The 18,610-nt window shown below is 36.0% G+C and carries 19 protein-coding genes and 1 pseudogene; 19 read left to right on the top strand and 1 reads right to left on the bottom strand.

All coding sequences use genetic code 11. The features are described from left to right. The first annotated feature begins 248 nt into the window (after window positions 1-248). The 8 genes and pseudogenes from Q2T46_RS06965 (at window position 249) to Q2T46_RS06930 (ending at window position 7,487) form a co-directional block, all read left to right on the top strand. A complete protein-coding gene (locus Q2T46_RS06965; protein WP_303263653.1) occupies window positions 249-1,634 on the top strand; it encodes an ATP-binding protein in 1,386 nt (461 codons plus the stop codon). A gap of 17 nt (window positions 1,635-1,651) precedes the next feature. Continuing rightward, window positions 1,652-3,319, top strand: coding sequence for a formate--tetrahydrofolate ligase (locus Q2T46_RS06960; RefSeq protein ID WP_303263654.1), 1,668 nt, complete (start codon window positions 1,652-1,654; stop codon window positions 3,317-3,319). A gap of 1 nt (window position 3,320) precedes the next feature. Next, a complete protein-coding gene (locus Q2T46_RS06955) occupies window positions 3,321-3,686 on the top strand; it encodes a hypothetical protein (protein WP_209453866.1) in 366 nt (121 codons plus the stop codon). A 191-nt stretch (window positions 3,687-3,877) separates the two neighbouring features. Further along, on the top strand, window positions 3,878-5,428 hold the full coding sequence (locus Q2T46_RS06950; RefSeq protein ID WP_303263655.1) for an acyl-CoA carboxylase subunit beta: 1,551 nt from the start codon (window positions 3,878-3,880) through the stop codon (window positions 5,426-5,428). A 20-nt stretch (window positions 5,429-5,448) separates the two neighbouring features. After that, on the top strand, window positions 5,449-5,622 hold the full coding sequence (locus Q2T46_RS06945; protein ID WP_311062377.1) for a hypothetical protein: 174 nt from the start codon (window positions 5,449-5,451) through the stop codon (window positions 5,620-5,622). Window positions 5,623-5,640: 18 nt separating this feature from the next. After that, window positions 5,641-6,027, top strand: coding sequence for a biotin/lipoyl-containing protein (locus tag Q2T46_RS06940; protein WP_303263657.1), 387 nt, complete (start codon window positions 5,641-5,643; stop codon window positions 6,025-6,027). Between the two features lie 136 nt (window positions 6,028-6,163). Then, window positions 6,164-6,661, top strand: a pseudogene (locus Q2T46_RS06935) (ECF transporter S component). 52 nt (window positions 6,662-6,713) lie between these two features. Beyond that, window positions 6,714-7,487 (top strand): type III pantothenate kinase, encoded by a 774-nt coding sequence (locus Q2T46_RS06930; protein ID WP_303263659.1) that lies wholly within the window; start codon window positions 6,714-6,716, stop codon window positions 7,485-7,487. Here Q2T46_RS06930 and Q2T46_RS06925 read toward each other — a convergent pair whose 3' ends face one another. Next, the gene (locus tag Q2T46_RS06925; protein ID WP_303263660.1) at window positions 7,488-8,624 is read right to left on the bottom strand and encodes an endospore germination permease; all 1,137 of its coding nucleotides are present in this window, start codon (window positions 8,622-8,624) and stop codon (window positions 7,488-7,490) included. It lies immediately after the preceding gene. 98 nt (window positions 8,625-8,722) lie between these two features. On the opposite strand from Q2T46_RS06925, the gene Q2T46_RS06920 reads away from it, so the two are divergent. The 11 genes from Q2T46_RS06920 (at window position 8,723) to folK (ending at window position 18,609) form a co-directional block, all read left to right on the top strand. Beyond that, window positions 8,723-10,243 (top strand): spore germination protein, encoded by a 1,521-nt coding sequence (locus Q2T46_RS06920; RefSeq protein ID WP_303263661.1) that lies wholly within the window; start codon window positions 8,723-8,725, stop codon window positions 10,241-10,243. A 34-nt stretch (window positions 10,244-10,277) separates the two neighbouring features. Then, entirely contained in the window at window positions 10,278-11,447 is a 1,170-nt protein-coding gene (locus tag Q2T46_RS06915) for a Ger(x)C family spore germination protein (RefSeq protein ID WP_303263663.1), read from the top strand. A 14-nt stretch (window positions 11,448-11,461) separates the two neighbouring features. Next, window positions 11,462-11,686, top strand: a complete 225-nt coding sequence (locus Q2T46_RS06910) for a hypothetical protein (protein WP_303263664.1) — start codon at window positions 11,462-11,464, stop codon at window positions 11,684-11,686. Window positions 11,687-11,790: 104 nt separating this feature from the next. Further along, window positions 11,791-12,315: a transcriptional regulator gene (locus tag Q2T46_RS06905; protein WP_303263666.1), complete on the top strand. Its 525-nt coding sequence runs from the start codon at window positions 11,791-11,793 to the stop codon at window positions 12,313-12,315. A gap of 4 nt (window positions 12,316-12,319) precedes the next feature. Next, window positions 12,320-13,249, top strand: coding sequence for a quinate 5-dehydrogenase (locus tag Q2T46_RS06900; protein WP_303263667.1), 930 nt, complete (start codon window positions 12,320-12,322; stop codon window positions 13,247-13,249). Between the two features lie 25 nt (window positions 13,250-13,274). Further along, window positions 13,275-14,369, top strand: a complete 1,095-nt coding sequence (locus Q2T46_RS06895; protein WP_209453878.1) for an NAD(P)H-binding protein — start codon at window positions 13,275-13,277, stop codon at window positions 14,367-14,369. A gap of 155 nt (window positions 14,370-14,524) precedes the next feature. After that, window positions 14,525-14,998 (top strand): transcription elongation factor GreA, encoded by a 474-nt coding sequence (greA, locus tag Q2T46_RS06890; protein WP_303263669.1) that lies wholly within the window; start codon window positions 14,525-14,527, stop codon window positions 14,996-14,998. 15 nt (window positions 14,999-15,013) lie between these two features. Beyond that, on the top strand, window positions 15,014-16,534 hold the full coding sequence (gene lysS, locus Q2T46_RS06885; RefSeq protein WP_303263671.1) for a lysine--tRNA ligase: 1,521 nt from the start codon (window positions 15,014-15,016) through the stop codon (window positions 16,532-16,534). A gap of 176 nt (window positions 16,535-16,710) precedes the next feature. Then, a complete protein-coding gene (folE, locus tag Q2T46_RS06880) occupies window positions 16,711-17,274 on the top strand; it encodes a GTP cyclohydrolase I FolE (protein ID WP_132774272.1) in 564 nt (187 codons plus the stop codon). A 28-nt stretch (window positions 17,275-17,302) separates the two neighbouring features. Continuing rightward, a complete protein-coding gene (gene folP, locus Q2T46_RS06875; RefSeq protein WP_303263672.1) occupies window positions 17,303-18,115 on the top strand; it encodes a dihydropteroate synthase in 813 nt (270 codons plus the stop codon). Then, the gene (folK, locus tag Q2T46_RS06870; protein WP_303263673.1) at window positions 18,112-18,609 is read left to right on the top strand and encodes a 2-amino-4-hydroxy-6-hydroxymethyldihydropteridine diphosphokinase; all 498 of its coding nucleotides are present in this window, start codon (window positions 18,112-18,114) and stop codon (window positions 18,607-18,609) included. The genes folP and folK overlap by 4 nt, the downstream gene beginning before the upstream one ends. The last annotated feature ends 1 nt before the right edge of the window (window position 18,610 follow it).

The raw sequence follows: 18,610 nt of genomic DNA, 5'->3' as shown, positions 1-18,610 counted from the left end.
ATTCTTGCCGAATATATAAGTATATCCACATTTTTTCTTACAATATTCAACATCAGAGGTGGATCATTTTGTCTTGACAAGTTGATTTTTAAGATATATCGCACTTCCCAAATTTATAAATTTTTAATAGATGATGAGAAAGTTTGCCAAAATTAAGAAGGATTTTTATCGTATGTGTCAAAATATATAATTGGTAAATGTTACATCAGTAGATAATTAAATTTTTACCAAAGAAAAGAGGAATTATCATGGATGATGTGGTAAGGCTATCGGAAAGCTTAAAATATAAATGGATTTTTGACTTGGTTGACGTATCACATAAATTTATTATGCTTAAAAATTTTGAAGGGGAAATAATTTATATTAACAACGTTCTTTTAAGACTGTTAGGATTTAATCATGATGATATAGGTGAAAATTATGATTTCTTTTTTAAAAATTTCTTTCTTAATGATGCTAAAAAAGTTGAAGAAAATATTTATGATATTACTCTAAATTCCAGGTATGGATTTACATTGAGATTTAAAATGGTGGATAATTTTTTAGATTCGGATGATGGCTGTAGGATTTGCATAATTTCAACACTTAATTTTGTAAGAAGTGAGTTTAATTCTGTGGGCGATATAAATGCTTATTTGGATTTGCTGTACAACAGATTTAGGATTATTGACATGGTTGACACAGGAATTATCTTAATTGATAAGAGAAAGCATATAGAGTACGTAAATAAAGCTGCCTGTAATCTTATGAATGTAGACTATAAAAAAATTTTTCACAAGGACATAGTGAAATTATTAAAGTCATTAGATGAAAGCATAGAATTTGATGAAATAATGAGTAAAAAAATTGTGGTGTACAATATAAAGAGCAGTGGCCGATTTTTGTCGATAGAGGTGGCTGACACGTACGATGACAAGTTTTTTTGCTTGGTTATAAAAGATGTGACAGAGAAACTGAGATTTGGAGAGATTATAGAAAAAAGCGAAAAATTCAATTTGATGGGAGCACTTGCAGTATCTCTTATTCACGAAATAAAAAATTCTATTACGTCTATAAAAGGTTTTTTACAGCTTATGCAACTAAAAGATAAAAGTGATCCTGCGTATTTTGATACGATAATCAGCGAGTCGGATAGGATAATAGATTTGGTTATGAGCTATTTAGGCGTTATGAGAAACAGCTCAGATGAAGATGAAACTGATTTGAATGATTTAATAGAGAAATACATGGTGTTAATAGAAGCGGAGGCTAGACAGAGACAAATAGAAATAATAAAAAAACTAAATGAAGTACCTGTGGTAAAAATAGACAACAATCAATTAAAGCAAATTCTTTTGAACGTTTTTCAAAATTCGTTTCAAGCCATAGGAATTGGCGGCAAAATATGTTTGACAACGAGATTTAATTCTTATAAAAATAAGGTTATAATAAAGATAGCAGATAACGGCTGTGGAATAGATAGAGAAAATTTGAAAAAAGTCGCGATGCCACTTTTTACAACGAAAAAGGACGGTACAGGATTGGGGTTGTCTATTTGCAAAAATATTTTAAGTAAATACGGTGGTGATTTAAAGATTTTGAGCAAAAAAGGCGTTGGAACGATTGTGAATATTTACTTAGAGCTTAAAAAATAGTGACTGGGGGTATTCGTTTGAAAACAGACATTGAAATCGCACAAGAAGCTAAAATGATGCATATAGCTGACATAGGTGAGAAGATAGGGATAGAAAAAGATTATCTGGAATTTTATGGAAATTACAAGGCAAAAATATCACATAAATTATGGGACAAAGTGAGGGACAAAAAAGATGGAAAACTAATTTTGGTTACTTCAATTAATCCTACACCAGCAGGTGAGGGCAAATCCACTGTTACTGTAGGGCTAGGACAAGCTTTAAACCACCTTAAAAAGAAAGTTGCTATAGCCTTGAGGGAACCGTCCTTAGGTCCATGTATGGGAATAAAAGGCGGTGCTGCTGGTGGCGGGTATTCGCAAGTTGTTCCGATGGAAGATATAAATCTCCATTTTACAGGCGACATGCATGCTATAGGATCAGCGCATAATCTGTTATCTGCTATGATTGACAATCATATACATCAAGGCAATGAGCTTAACATTGATGTAAGGCGCATAACATGGAAAAGAGCTATTGACATGAACGATAGAGCACTGCGGGAGATCGTGGTAGGGCTTGGAGGTAAGACAAATGGTTTCCCAAGACAGGATGGCTTTATAATAACTGTTGCATCTGAAATTATGGCTATTTTGTGTCTCGCTACAGATTTCAAGGATTTAAAAGAAAGATTAGGCAAGATAATAATTGGGTACGACAAAGACGGAAATCCTGTTACAGCAAAGGATTTGAAAGCTGATGGTGCTATGGCGCTTTTGTTAAAAGATGCTATAAAGCCAAATTTGGTACAGACACTAGAAAATGTGCCTGCATTTATACATGGAGGTCCGTTTGCTAACATTGCCCACGGATGCAATAGCATAATAGCAACAAGATATGGTTTAAAACTTGCAGATTATCTTGTGACGGAAGCTGGATTTGGTGCAGACTTAGGAGCAGAAAAGTTTTTTGATATTAAATGCAGATATGGAAGATTAAAACCCAGTGCTGCTGTCGTCGTGGCAACTATAAGGGCTCTTAAGATGCACGGTGGTCTTAAAAAGGAAGAGCTTGCAACCGAAAACATGGATGCACTAGAAAAAGGCATAGAGAACCTTGCAAAACAGATAGAAAATGTGCAGAAATATGGAATACCAGTAGTTGTTGCTATTAACAAGTTTATGCATGATACAGACAGGGAAATCCAGTTTGTAAAAAGATATTGTGGCGATTTAGGCGTAGATGTGGCATTAGCAGATGTATGGGGAAAAGGCGGCGAAGGTGGTATTGAGCTTGCAGAAAAGGTAATTGACGCCTGTGAAAGAGAGTCCGATTTTAAGCCTCTCTATGAACTTGACATGCCTATAAAAGATAAGATAAAGACAATCGCAAAAGAAATATACGGTGCAGATGATGTGGAATTCACAAAAGAAGCTGTTAAAGACCTCAAAAATATAGAAAAATTGGGACTTAGCCATCTTCCTGTGTGCATAGCCAAGACTCAATATTCCTTGTCTGACGATCCAAAGCTTTTAGGTAGGCCTAAGGGATTTAACATTACTGTAAAAAGATTAAACATTTCTGCTGGAGCTGGATTTATCGTAGTCATGACTGGTGATATTTTGACAATGCCTGGACTTCCAAAATCACCTGCAGCAGAGAAGATGGATATCGATGAGGAGGGTAAAATAACCGGTTTATTTTAATATGAAAAGCGAAATCCTGAAAATTGATAATCTAAGCGAAGCTAAAAATGAGCTGAAGAAGCTGAATATTGAAGATGTATCTGTAGCAATAATGGCTTCAAAGGCGGTATTTTGCGTCATAAAGCTAAAAGATGTTCATCCGGCAGCAGCAAACATTATAAAACAGGAGATGCTTGCATTAGGCGGTGAAGCGGCTGTAGAGAGAGGCTGTATAAATATGAGCATTGAAAAGTCTCAGGTAGTAATAATGGGGACTTTAAAACAATATTTAAAGCTTTTGTCAAAATTAAAGATGCAAAAGGGATATTTTGAACTGGATATAGTTATAAAAGAGATATCTGAGAAGATTGAACCTTTGCTAAATTAATATATATATAAATCTATAGGCTTTTAAGATTTAATTGACAAGCAAAAATTAAGCGGATTTAAAAGAAAATTTCTTTTATCCGCTTTTAAATATTTTTTCATACTTTTTATCTAAATTTACAAAATGGATATTTATTATTAGGTCATAATATGATATATTAGAAGTTAGTAATATACAAAGGAGGTAAATAGATGTCGATGGATGACAGAGTTGAAGACCTTCTTAGAAGAAGAGAGATGATTGTAGAAGGCGGTGGTGCAGAAAAAATAGAGAAGCAACACCAAAAGGGAAAGCTTACTGCAAGGGAAAGAATAGAAAAACTTTTGGATGAAGATAGTTTTGTGGAGATAGATGCATTTGTCGAACATAGATGTATTGACTTTGGAATGGAAAAGCAGAGGATACCTGGTGAAGGTGTTGTGACAGGGTATGGTACAATAGATGGAAGGCTTGTTTACGTGTATGCACAGGACTTTACAGTCCTTGGAGGGTCGTTAGGTGAATATCATGCAAAGAAAATCACGAAAATCATGGATATGGCAGTAAAGATGGGAGCACCACTTATTGGTTTAAATGATTCTGGCGGGGCCAGGATACAAGAAGGCGTCGATGCCTTATCGGGGTATGGAAATATATTTTTTAGAAATACACTGGCATCTGGCGTTATACCGCAGATATCTGTAATTATGGGGCCCAGCGCTGGTGGAGCTGTTTACTCACCTGCTTTGACAGATTTCATATTTATGGTGGATAAGACTAGTCAGATGTTTATAACGGGACCGCAGGTTATAAAGGCTGTAACCGGTGAAGATGTGTCTGCTGAGGAGCTTGGCGGTTCTATTACTCACAGCACAAAAAGCGGTGTAGCTCATTTTAGAGCTGAAAATGACGAAGAATGTTTAGAAATGGTTAGAAAGCTTTTAAGCTATCTGCCGTCAAATAATCTGGAGGATCCTCCGCAGTATATGATAAATGATGATATAAACAGACTGTCCGATAGGCTTATGGAAATAATTCCTGACAATCCTAACAAGCCGTATGATATGAAAGAAATTATTTCAGAAATTGTAGATGACGGTATATATTTAGAGTCACAGTCTATGTATGCGCAAAACATTATAACAGCATTTGCAAGGCTTAATGGAAGGACAATCGGCATAATAGCAAATCAGCCTAAAGTTTTGGCTGGATGTCTAGACATAAATGCATCTGATAAGGCGTCAAGGTTTATAAGATTTTGCGATGCTTTCAACATACCATTATTAAATATAGTGGATGTTCCGGGGTTTTTGCCTGGCACAAACCAAGAGTACGGCGGCATCATAAGGCATGGAGCTAAGATGCTTTATGCGTATTCTGAAGCGACAGTGCCGAAAGTAACTCTTATAGTCAGAAAGGCATACGGTGGAGCATATCTTGCTATGTGCAGTAAAGACTTGGGTGCTGATATTGTACTGGCATGGCCTACTGCCGAAATTGCAGTAATGGGACCTGACGGAGCAGCCAACATAGTATTTAAAAATGAGATAAAATTGTCTGATGATCCAGTTGCTGCAAGAAATGAGAAGATAAAAGAATACAGAGAAAATTTTGCAAACCCCTACAGGGCTGCAGCAAGAGGTTATGTAGATGATGTAATACTGCCTAGTGAAACCAGGCCTCGCCTCATTTCTGCCTTTGACATGCTTATGAGCAAAAGAGAGTCGAGGCCCAACAAAAAACATGGAAATTTTCCGGTTTAAATTTATTATATATTGTTGGAATGGGAAGTGAAAATATGGATGAGATAAATGAAGAGATAGTTGCTGCTATAGAGGCTGCGATTTTTGCGGCATTTGGCAATTCTGCTTCAAAATTCCGTATTAAAATAATAAAAAGAGTCAGTTCCGATATTCCTGAATGGCGTAAAGCTGGCCTTTATAGTCAGATGAAGTAAGCAAGGAGGATACACAAAATGAAAAAATTTATAGTTACCGTTAATGGCAAGAAATACGATGTAGAAGTAGAAGAGGTCAAAAGTGATATTTCATATGATAAGAAAAGTGTAGAAGAAAGCGTTATAAAAAATGAGAATACACCTTCTCCCAATCACACACAGATTAAGAATACGCAGGAAGTGCTTGATGGTGCTGCTACTGTAAATGCACCTATGCCTGGCACAATATTGGACATAAAAGTAAGCTTAGGTCAGACTGTAAAAAGAGGCGATGTTTTGATTATACTCGAAGCAATGAAGATGGAAAATGAGATTACATCACCTTATAACGGTGTCGTAGCATCGATAAATGTTTCAAAAGGTGCTTCTGTTAATACAGGTGATATTCTTATGTCTCTTAAATGATTTATTAAATTATCAACTTGATATGTATGCGTTATTTTGGTAGAATTATTTTGCCAGCATCTTACAAGCTGGACTGTAATTTATTTAAAATATTTCGACCGGTATCCTGAATGGAACTGGATTGGAGGTGGAAGATGTGACATCAAAATTAACTGTAAGGCAGATTACTGTTGCTGGCATGCTATCGGCTATATCTATAGTAATGGCTACAACGCCGCTGGGATATATACCTTTAGGGATAGCCAATGCCACTACAATGCATATACCTACGATAATAGGTTCTATATTGGAAGGGCCTTACGTGGGGACTTTTATATGACTTATTTTTGGTATATCAAGCTTTATAAGGCAAAATACTCCACTCTTTGCTGACCCAATAATCGCTATATTGCCAAGACTTTTAATAGGCATTGTGGCATATTACGTTTATAAAATTTCAAAAAGCGCAGGCATTGCAGCTATTGCAGGTACTCTTACAAATACAGTTGGTGTATTGGGGTTAGCTGTCATTAAGAAATACTTAACTATACAAGCTGCATTGTTGATTGTACTTAAAAATACGATATTTGAAGTCATTATAGCAGTGATTTTGACTACGGTCATAGTTAAATCTGTAAAAAAATATATCAAGTAAAAAAGCAGGCGTATTGCCTGCTTTAACAATAAAATGAAAGGAATGTATTTGAATGCTGCTTGTCTTTGATGTAGGAAATACGAACATTGTATTGGGTGTGTACGACGGAAAGAAGCTTTTATATTCATTTAGAATCGCCACAGACAAGACAAAGACGTCAGATGAATATGGAATATTGATAAAACAGCTTATCGAGTACAGAAATATGCATTTAAGCGATATAAATGCAGCTATAATATCATCTGTGGTGCCTCCTATAATGCACACACTTGAAGCAATGACTATAAAATATTTCAATGTATATCCTATAATAGTAGGTCCCGGCATAAAGACAGGAATAAACATAAAATACGATAATCCAAAAGAAGTTGGTGCAGATAGGATTGTAAATGCTGTTGCAGCGTATGAATTGTATGGTGGCCCTGTCATAATTATTGACTTTGGCACAGCGACAACATTTTGTGCTGTATCAAAGAACTGTGAGTATTTAGGTGGGGCCATTGCACCAGGATTAATCATATCGGCAGATGCACTGTTTCAAAGAACAGCGAAACTTCCTAAGATAGAGCTTATAAAACCTAAAAAAGTCATATGTAAAAATACTGTTGAAAGTATGCAGTCAGGCTTAATTTACGGCCATGCTGGCATGGTTGATTATATAGCAAACAAGATGAAAAAGGAATTTGCTGAGAACGCCTATGTCGTCGCAACAGGTGGTCTTGCAAAACTAATTGCACAAGAATCAAAAGTTATAGATACTATAAATGATATGCTGACTTTGGAAGGACTGAGAATAATATACGAGCGAAACATAGAAAAAGTGTGATTACTTTTTTTGCTGGACATTTGTTTTTTTGTCCAGCTTTCTTATTTTTGCAACAAGAAATATAAATAAAGGCAAAATGACCTCGAAAATCACCGTCTCGTAAAAGAATTTATCTTTTAAGAAATTGTATAATTCATCTATATTTGTAGATATAAATATAGACATAGGAACCATTATTGATGCAATTGGAAGCACATCAAATCTATAATCATCGAAATTAAATATATCAGAAAATCCTTTTACAATTATATACAAAAATATTGTTATTTTCATAAATATTCCTTCTATCCATACAGCCATTATCATTGAATCAAGTCTAGCAAAGTAACTGCTAAGTCTTATAGTACGAGTCATTTCCAGTGCAGTAAATTTAAAATCGGCAGTAGTCTTAGAGCCAAAAATGCCTATGGCCAGTACACCAAGTAAAAGCGCGAAAGAAATAAAAATCAGGGAGATAATGCCGCTCTTTAAGACTTTTTTGCTATCAGAGATGTGTGGGAATATAGCTAATATTATTACACTTTCCAGCATCCATGAAGTTAATGGAAAAGATCCCTTTATGGGAGGCAAAAACCCATTTGCCAATACAGGAAGGAAGTTCTCCATTTTTATATATGGCATTGAGAAAAAAATGACAAATCCTAAAAGCCCCATGCCCAAAGGAAATACAACTTCATTCATTCTGGCAATTGCAATAAACCCCTTTGTAATGGCGTATGAAGCGACAATCATCAATACGAATGAAAATACTATAGGCGGTGTTTTAGGCATAAATGCGCTTCGCATGATTTCATAAAGTTCCCTAATTACTATTGCGGTTAAATGAATAAAAAATAGAAGATAGAAAAATGCGATTATTTTCCCCAGAATTTTACCGAATATGTCTTCCAAAAAAGAGAATACAGTTTTGTATTTAAACATATTGGATATGCCATAGTAAAGGCAGAATACAGGCATGCTGAATCCTGCGGCTAATATTACCGATATCCATGAATCTTGTTCAGCTTTTGATGCAACAATAGACGGCAAGAATATTGTGGCTGTAGACAATACGACTGATACTATCAAGTATATGAATTGCTTAGGGGAGATTTTTTTTTCTGTTGTTGCTTCAAAACTCAATAAATTTCTGAACATATTCTACTCCTTTATAACTTTATATAAAATATTATTTGTTTTAATCATTTATTATATTCCACATAAGTTTTTGGAATAATAAATTTGGAGATGGTTTTATGGATAGAACTTTTTTAATAGAAAATTATAAAGACATGAATTTATACGATGATATAGACAAAAATTTAGAAGTATTAAAGACGCTATTAAAGCAAAGTGGCGATGTGATTTTCAGGGAATTCAGGATAGGAGAAAAAAAGGTAAAAGGCTTTTTGGTGTGTGTCGACGGGCTTGTGGATAAGGCACTTATAAACAACAATATAATGGAGCCTATCACACTGGAAAGCAGAAAATTAGACGGTAATTATTTAAGCAAAAAAAGCGTCTACGAGTCCCTTTTAAATTACTTCATAACTACAGCAGACATAAAAGAAGAGGAGAAGTTTGGGAATGTCGTAGAAAGGATTTTAGACGGCGATACGCCTGTTTTTGTTGATGGTGTCGATAAATCTATCGTAATAAGCACTAAAGGATGGGAACAAAGGAGTATTGCTGAATCAACGACAGAGGCTGTTGTAAGAGGGCCCAAAGAGGCGTTTGTAGAGACACTTAGAGTTAATACTTCAATGCTTAGAAGAAGGATAAAAAATCCGAATTTCGTAATAGAAAGTTTAAAAATTGGGAAGTATACAAAGACAGACGTTGCAATAGCATACATTAAAGATGTGGCAAAAGACGAAGTTGTAGAAGAGGTGAAAAAGAGACTTAACAAAATAGATATTGATGGAATTATTGACAGCGGATATCTAGAAGAGATGATAGAGGACAATCCGTTTTCACCATTTCCTCAGATAGAGCATTCAGAGCGGCCTGATAAAATTGCAGCGGAATTGCTGGAGGGTAGAGTAGCTATCATATCAGATGGTTCTCCTGAGGTCCTTGTAGTTCCAACAATTTTCGTTCAATTTTTTCAGTCAGCAGAGGACTACTACGAGAGGTATTATATATCGACGCTGTTCAGGATTCTCAGACTTGCAGCGATGCTTATGTCTCTTACTCTGCCATCGATTTACGTAGCCGCTGTGACGTACCATCAAGAGATGATACCGTCTCCTCTTGCGATTTCTATTGCTGCACAAAGGGAAGGAGTACCGTTTACGACCCTTATGGAGGCTTTCCTAATGGAGTTTTTCTTTGAAATATTGAGAGAAGCAGGAATAAGGCTTCCGATGCAGGTAGGTCAAGCTGTAAGTATAGTAGGAGCTCTTGTCATTGGTCAAGCGGCAGTTCAGGCAGGATTAGTATCAGCTGCAACGGTAATCGTTGTGGCACTGACAGGTATAGCATCATTTTCAATACCTGCATTTAATATAGCAATAACTTTTAGACTTTTGAGATTTGCCATGCTGATTGTGGGAGGTACACTTGGCTTTTTTGGCATTATTATGGCACTTATGATGATATTGGCACATTTAGCATCATTGGAATCCTTTGGTGTGCCTTATCTTTCACCGTTTGCACCTAGCAATACAAGAGAACTTAATGATGTATTTATAAGGATACCATGGTGGGCAAAGATATTTAGACCTCATAAAGTAGCAGGCAAAAATGTCAAGAGGCAAAATTATTCAAGAAGTTAATCACTAACCTCAAATTTTTGGGGAGGCATTTTTTATGAAAAAAGTTTTGTCATTGTTAATAATATTGTCGCTGCTTCTTACAGGATGTTGGGATAAGAGAGAGATAAACGAGCTTTCATTTGTACAGGGTATAGGCATGGATATAGATAAAGATAAAATGTGCAACATTACTGTCCAAGTTTTGAAGCCAGCCAATTTAGCAACAAGTTCAGGAGGCGGTGGAGGAGGTGCTGCAGCAGGAAAACCATATGAAGTATATAGCTCTAGAGGAGTTGATTTTGCAAAAGCGTTTGCAAATTTTAATACAGAGCTTTCAAGGACGCTTTTTCTTCAGCACAATGAAATAATTTTTATAGGGGAAAACCTTGCAAGATCTGGCATATACAGTATGCTGGATTTCATCACGAGGAATCCTGAGTTTAGGAGGACATCGTATTTGGTGGTTGTTACAGGTGGTACACTTGATGACCTTATGAAGTTGTCAAAAAACGTTGAGAAGTACCCATATAAGGAAATTTTAGGTATGATTCAAAATCAGAGAAATACATCGTCAGGTTATGTCTGTGACGTAAACCATTTTGTTGAGACACTTGAGACAGAGGAAGTGCAGCCTATAGTTGGAAGGCTGGAAATTGTAAAAAAGGATGGTAAACCACAGCATGCAAGGTTTGTAGGTGCTGCTGCATTTAAAAACGACAAGATGATTGGATTTTTATCAGAAGAGCAGACGAAAGGAATAATGTGGATGGATAACTTCATTAAGAATACATCACTTGTCATCGATAAAGGACCTAAAGGTGATAAAACACATATTACATTTACAGTCATAAAAGCAAAGTCCAGCATTATACCGAAAGTTAACGGTGATGATGTTTCTTTCGATGTAAAAATCAATTTTGAATCAAATATGACTGAGCAAGATGCTATGTACAATCTTACAGAGCTTAAGATGATAAAAAGCCTTGAAGACCTACAGGAGCAGAAAGTCAAAAGCGAAATTGAAGATGCACTAAATGCAATACAAAAGAAGTATAAAGTTGACTCCATAGGATTTGGACAGAAACTTCAAGAAAAATATCCTAAAGTGTGGGAGAAGATAAAGGATAGATGGAATGAAATTTATCCAAATGTAAAAATTAATGTAAGCGTAAAAGCTTCCCTAAAGAGGTCAGGACTTACATCAAAGCCTATTCAACCGAGGTAATGAGAGGGTTAATTATGTTAAATGCATTAGGAGTTACGATTATATTTTTAATAATAATATTCATTGAAGTACCTGGGCTTATAAAGAAGAAAAAAATAAAAGAAGTTGTAGTATTTTTTATACTTGTTGCAATCGGATACACACTTAATTTGCTTGTAGCTTTTGATGTAAAAATCACTGCAACGAATAAGATAATTGAAATGCTTATAAAGCCAATAGAAAAAATATGGGGTAAATGAAGACTTTTCTTCATTTATCTTAAAATCATCTTGAAATATATGCCAGTAAGTAGTAGAATTATAATTAGTATGAGCACAAATTGTGCACATAAAGGATGGTTAATATGGATTTTGTAAAGATCGGCGAGAAGATTATAAACACTAAAAAGTTGCACAATACAATAGATAAAATGATTGAAATGAGAGTAAATGGCTTTTCGCAGCAGGAGACAGCATCAAAATTCAAAGTAGACAGGAGTTTTATATCACGGCTTGAATATATAGGTGAGGTGAGAAAAGGCGGTAACATTGCAGTAATAGGATTTCCAATTAAAAATAAGAATGAAATTGAAAAACTGTTAAAAGACTACGGGATCGACTTTATTTTGCTTTTATCTGAAAAAGAGCGTCTTGGAATTGCAGATAAGATGACAGGTGCAGAACTATTTAACATGGTTATGGATGTAATCGCAAAGGTACAGTCTTATGATACGATAATATTCCTCGGCTCTGATAAAAGGACAAATTTGATGGAAGCCATATTTGACAAAGAAGTGATATGCGTCAACATTGGGCATTCACCTCTTACAGAGGATGTCTACGTAAAGCCAGAGCTGATTTCAGACATTTTAAATACCTTAAGGAGATGATTCAGTGAAAAGAGTAGTCAGTGTAAGTATAGGTTCTTCTACTAGAAATAATAAAGTTGAGACCGAGATATTGGGAGAAAAATTTATAATCGAAAGAATCGGTACAGACGGGGATATGAAGAAAGCAATAGAGCTTATAAAAGAACTGGATGGAAAAGTTGATGCATTCGGCATGGGTGGAATAGACCTTTATCTATATGCTGGTGAGAGAAGATATGTCATAAAAGATGCAGTTCCGCTTAAAAATGCTGCTAAAAAATCACCTATTGTAGACGGCTCTGGCCTTAAGAATACACTTGAGAGGAGGGTAATAAAATACATACATGACAAAAACATTGTTGACATAAGAGGTAAAAAAGTCCTCATAGTAAGTGCTATGGATAGGTTTGGCATGACACAGACATTTCATGAATACGGTGCTGACTTGACTCTTGGAGATATTATATTTGCTTTAGGTTTGTCAATCCCGCTTCATTCTCTAAAACTTCTTTACGGTTTAGCAGCGATTATAGCCCCTATAATAGTCAAAATGCCGTTTGAGATGTTGTATCCAACTGGCGATAAGCAACTCTCGATAGACAGCAGAAAATATGAAAAATTCTATAAAGGAGCTGACATAATAGCTGGCGACTATTTATTTGTTAAAAAGTACATGCCTGAGGATTTAAAAGATAAAATAATAGTAACAAATACGGTAACAAAAGATGATGTAAAGATGCTTAAAGATAGAGGTGTTAAACTTCTTATTACAACTACACCAAATCTCAATGGAAGGTCCTTTGGCACAAATGTAATGGAGGCTGTACTTGTATCCCTATCTGGTAAAAGCCCGTCTGAAATGAAACCAGAGGATTACAACATGCTTCTTGATAGGATTGGCTTTGAGCCAAGAGTAGAATATTTAAACGGTGAAAAAGCCTCCGTGGAAAAGTAAATATTTTGTTGAAAGGATGATTAACGTGCACAAGTTCGCTTTTATAATACATCCAATTGAATATGAAGATGTCAGCAGAAAATTTAAAATTATGAACAAATTGCCTAGAAAGTTTGTAGAGGGATTTACAAAAATGCTGCCGCCTCTTAAAGTATCAGAGATAACAGGTGTAAAAAGCAAGTACGCTGAGACAGAAGGTTATTTTGTGGCAGTACCGCTTATTTCTAATCAAATGATGAGCCTTCCTGAAGACTACGTCATGAAAAAAATTATAAAAGCAGGTAAGATAGCAGAAAATTTAGGAGCTGAAATTGTAGGGTTAGGTGCTTTGACGTCTGTTGTTGGTGATGCGGGAATTACAGTCGCAAAAAACCTTAATATTGCTGTAACGACAGGCAACAGCTACACAATTGCTACAGCAATAGAAGGCACAAAAAAAGCTGCTGAACTTATGGGAAAGGATATAAGGGATTCAGAGGTCGTGGTCATAGGTGCTACAGGTTCTATAGGGAAAGTATGTGCTGAGATACTTTCCAGAGAAGCCAAGTACATGACGTTGGTGGCGAGAAATAAGCAAAAGTTGGAGGATTTCAGCAAATATCTTTTAGAAAAGACAGGTATGGCTGCAAGAGTCACATCTGACGTTAAAGACGCATTAAAGACAGCAGACATAGTTGTGACAGTTACAAGTGCTGTTGATACCGTCATAAGACCTGAATACTTAAAGCCTGGTGCTGTCGTCTGTGATGTGGCAAGGCCTAGAGATGTATCAAAAGAAGTTGCTGATGCAAGAGATGACGTCTTAGTTATTGAAGGTGGTGTTGTAGAGGTACCTGGAGATGTGGACTTCCACTTCAATTTTGGATTTCCGCCAAAGACTAGCTATGCCTGTATGGCAGAGACTATGATACTTGCAATGGAAGGTAGAATAGAAAACTATTCATTAGGGAGAGACTTGACTGTTGAACAGGTAGATACAATTTCAAAATTGGCTAAAAAGCATGGTTTTAAATTGGGAGGATTTAGAAGCTTTGAAAGAGCTGTATCAGAGGAAACTATAGAAAATGTCAGAAAGAATGCTGCAAGGCGATTAAAAGGAAATAGATTTAGCACTGTATAGTACTTGACTTTATTTGTAAACTGTTTTATAATATTCCACATGAAAATATAGACACAAGCACTGCATAAAGCAGTGCTTGTGTATTAATATTATCATAAATGATACGGCTTAAACATAGAATAAAATACAAAATTGTTATAAAGGAGATTGGCAATATGGGTAAGCAAGTGATTTTAACTTATGATGGTTTAAAAAAATTAGAAGAGGAGTTAGACTATCTGAAGTCCGTAAAAAGACCTGAAGTTGCAGAAAAAATAAAGCAAGCCCGTGCATTTGGAGATCTAAGTGAAAATTCTGAGTACGATGAAGCAAAAAATGAGCAAGCATTTATTGAAGGAAGAATAGCTACAATAGAGGCCATGCTTAGAAATGCTCAAGTCATCGATGAAGAGGATATCGCTATCGACAAAGTAAGCGTAGGCTGCACTGTAAAAGTTTATGATGAGGATTTTAAAGAAGAAACAGAATATACAATAGTAGGTTCTACTGAAGCAGATCCTATGAACAACAAGATATCTGATGAATCACCTATAGGTAAGGCACTTTTAGGTAAAAAAGTGGGAGATACAGTCAGTGTAGAAGTGCCGGCAGGTATAATAAAACTCAAAGTGCTAGAAATACACAAATAAAATTGGAGGAGTATTATGGCGAATACGAATGATGTAAATAACGGTGAAAATCTCAATGAACTTCTTAAGATAAGAAGAAATAAGTTGGACGAGCTTAGGAGCTTAGGGATAGAGCCTTATGGCATTGACAAATTTGATAGAACTAACATGACATCAGAAATAAAGAATGACTATGATAGTTTTGAAGGCAAGACAGTTACTATCGCAGGGCGTATAATGTCAAAGAGAGGCCATGGAAAGGCATCATTTGCTGATATACAAGACAGAGACGGAAGAATACAGCTTTACTTTAAGATGGATGTATTAGGCGAAAAGAATTATGAAATATTTAAAATACTTGACATTGGAGATATCATCGGTGTAACAGGTGAAGTATTTAAGTCGAAGACTGGCGAAGTGACTATAAGGGTGCAGGATTTTAAGCTTCTTTCAAAGTCATTGCAGGTGCTTCCTGATAAGTGGCATGGGCTTAAAGATCCTGATTTAAGGTACAGGCAAAGGTATGTGGACCTTATAATAAATCCAAGCGTAAAGGAAACCTTTATTAAGAGGACTGCAATTATAAAAGCTATTAGAGAATTTTTAGACAATAGAGGATTTATAGAAGTAGAAACACCAATACTTCATACCATAGCAGGCGGTGCAGCAGCTAGACCTTTTATTACACATCACAATGCTCTTGATATAGACATGTACTTGAGGATAGCTCTTGAACTTCATTTAAAGAGGCTTATCGTTGGCGGACTGGAAAAAGTGTACGAGATGGGTAGAGTATTTAGGAATGAAGGAATGGATATAAGGCATAATCCAGAATTTACCCTTTTGGAATTGTACGAAGCATATACCGATTATCATGGTATGATGGATATAACCGAGAATCTATTTGCTTACGTTGCAGAAAAGGTGAATGGCAGTAAAAAGATAATATACCAAGGGACTGAGATAGATCTGACGCCGCCATGGAGAAGGCTTACTATGGTTGATGCCATAAAAGAATTTCTGGATATCGATTTTGACAAAGTATCGACAGATGAAGAGGCCATAGAAATTGCCAAAAGACATCATCTGGAAGTCAATGAAGGGATGAAAAAGGGAGATATAATAGCTCTAGTCTTTGATGAGCTTTGCGAAAGCCATCTCATTCAGCCTACATTCATAATAGATTACCCTGTTGAAATATCTCCATTGGCTAAGAGAAAACACGACAATCCTGCTCTTACATCAAGGTTTGAAGCTTTTATATACGGTAGAGAAGTTGCAAACGCATTTTCAGAATTAAACGACCCAATTGACCAAAAGGAGAGGTTTATAGAGCAGCTTAAGCAGAGGGAAGCGGGGAATGATGAAGCCCACATGATGGATGAGGATTTCATAAATGCATTGGAAGTTGGTATGCCTCCGACCGGTGGATTAGGCATTGGTATTGATAGGCTTATTATGTTTATGACTGATGCATATTCTATAAGGGATGTCATACTATTTCCTACCATGAAGCCAAAGACGGAACAGGATGAATTAAAAAACGAAGATGAATAAATTATTGTAAATGCAAACGCATAAAACGGTTCTCAGGAGCCGTTTTTATTTTTAAATTAATTTACAAACAAATATTCGTATGATTTAGAAAGCAGTTTTATAACACTAATACTTGTATACAAATCTAAAAAATGATATATTTGTATAAAAACAAGTTCTATTTGAGGAGCATGGCGATGATTGATAAAGAAAAAATAAAAAAGGCTGTATTTGATATACTTGAGGCTATAGGAGAAGACCCAAAAAGGGAAGGACTTATAGAGACACCTGATAGAGTTGCAAGAATGTACGAAGAGATTTTTTCAGGACTTCATACAGATGTGATGGATGTGATAAAGACCTTTAAAGAAGATGAGCATCAAGAGATAGTCATAGTGAAAGATATACCTATGTATTCTATGTGCGAACATCATTTACTGCCATTTATGGGTGTGGCACATGTAGCGTACCTTCCAAGGAAAGGGACGATACTGGGGCTTTCTAAACTTGCTAGAATAGTTGACATTTTAGCAAAGAAGCCGCAGCTACAAGAGAGGCTTACCAGCGAGATTGCTGATACGATTGTAAAAGCTGCAAATCCTTTAGGTGTTGCTGTAGTCGTTGAAGCAGAGCACCTTTGCATGACAATGCGGGGTATCAAAAAACCTGGTGCAAAGACAGTTACATCTGCTTTACGAGGCTTATTTAAAACAGACCAAAGGTCAAGAGAAGAAGTTATGCTTCTAATAAATGGCAAGTGAATGGGATAAGAATGAAAGGATGGTATAAATGACTGGCTTGTTAAAGGTGAGAGATAAGGAAATTGAAATAGGCAAGAGGACTTATATAATGGGAATATTAAACATGACACCTGATTCCTTCTCAGATGGTGGGAAGTACAATACGCTAGAGAAAGGCATGGAAAGAGCCTTAAAGATGATTGAAGATGGAGCTGACATCATAGATGTTGGTGGTGAATCATCAAGGCCCGGCTATAAACCTGTGACAGCTGAAGAAGAACTTAGACGTATAAACGACATTGTAAAGAAATTGCAAGAAGTAAATACTATAGTTTCAGTTGATACGATGAAATCTAAAGTAGCAGAAGAATCGCTTAAAAATGGAGCGCACATTATAAATGACATTTGGGGCTTGCAAAGAGATCCCGATATGGCGAAAGTTGTGGCTGATTATGGCGCAGGTATTGTAATCATGCACAATAAAGATGTTGCAGAATACGACGATGTTTTGAAAGATGTCATAAGCTTTTTAGAAAAAAGCATTGATATAGCGTTGAAAGCAGGTATAAAAGAGGAAAATATAATGATTGATCCAGGTATAGGTTTTGGAAAAACTTTAGAGCACAATTTGACATTGATGAAAAGGCTTGACGAACTAAAGGTTTTAGGATTTCCAATATTGCTAGGGACATCCAGAAAGTCTATGATAGGCCATGTTTTGAACCTTGATGTCAATGAGAGAGTTGAGGGCACTGCTGCGACAGTAGCGATAGGCATATCTAAAGGTGCTGATATCGTGAGAATGCACGATGTCAAAGAGATGGCGCGGGTTGCCAAGATGACGGATGCGATGGTAAGATGACGGATATATACATATCGATTGGCTCAAATGTGGGAGACCGGGAAGGATACTTAAAAAGTGCACTTATTAAGCTTGCAAAGAATTCAGTTATCATAGAAAAAGTATCTCCTATTTATGAGACAGAACCTGTTGGATATAAAGAACAAGGCCGATTTTTAAATGCGGTGGTACAGGCAAAGACGAAACTTAAGCCCCGTGAGCTTCTTAAAATTATAAATACGGTAGAAAAAGAGCTTGGAAGAGAGAGGGTTATAAGATGGGGACCCCGTACAATTGATATAGATATACTGTTGTATGGTGATGTAACTATAAATGATGATGATTTAAAAATACCTCATGAGAGAATGTGGGAGAGAGCGTTTGTACTTGTGCCACTTAATGATATTGATCCCAACATCACGAATGATGGAGTAAAATTATCGCGTATAATAGAAATGCTGCCGGACAAAGAAGGTGTGAAACTTTATAAAATGGATTGGTATAAGGTGGTGTAGA

Source organism: Thermoanaerobacterium sp. CMT5567-10, from assembly GCF_030534315.2.
Taxonomy (GTDB): Bacteria; Bacillota; Thermoanaerobacteria; order Thermoanaerobacterales; family Thermoanaerobacteraceae; genus Thermoanaerobacterium.
This window is presented reverse-complemented; position numbering and strand designations above follow the sequence as displayed.